Source organism: Bacillus sp. SIMBA_008 (assembly GCF_046535495.1).
GTDB lineage: Bacteria > Bacillota > Bacilli > Bacillales > Bacillaceae > Bacillus > Bacillus subtilis.
In genome coordinates, this window is sequence record NZ_JAWRWL010000662.1 from 1 (window position 1) to 262 (window position 262).

At 38.2% G+C, this 262-nt stretch carries 1 pseudogene; it reads left to right on the forward strand.

The window, feature by feature from the left end:
- Positions 1–262 (forward strand): annotated as a pseudogene (locus SB658_RS24870) (hypothetical protein); the annotation flags it as partial.

A 262-nucleotide genomic window follows, 5' to 3' on the forward strand; every position in this document is an offset into this window, starting at 1 on the left:
TAGGTTTAGCCGAAGTACAAAGCGGAAAAGGTTTTAGTCCCGTCAGTGGTACATTTAGTACACAAAGGTTGAATATGGAATGGATAGCCTCTATTCAAAAAATTGCAGAGGAAAGAGTTCAAGAAGCCGAAATAAAAAAAGAAATTGAAGAAAAAATGGCTTTGCAGGAACAAGAAGCTAATAGACCGTGGTACCAAAAAACAGCTATTGGCGCTTGGGAATTCTTCCAAGGAATTTGTAATTCAGCCGCTGAAAACTTTAC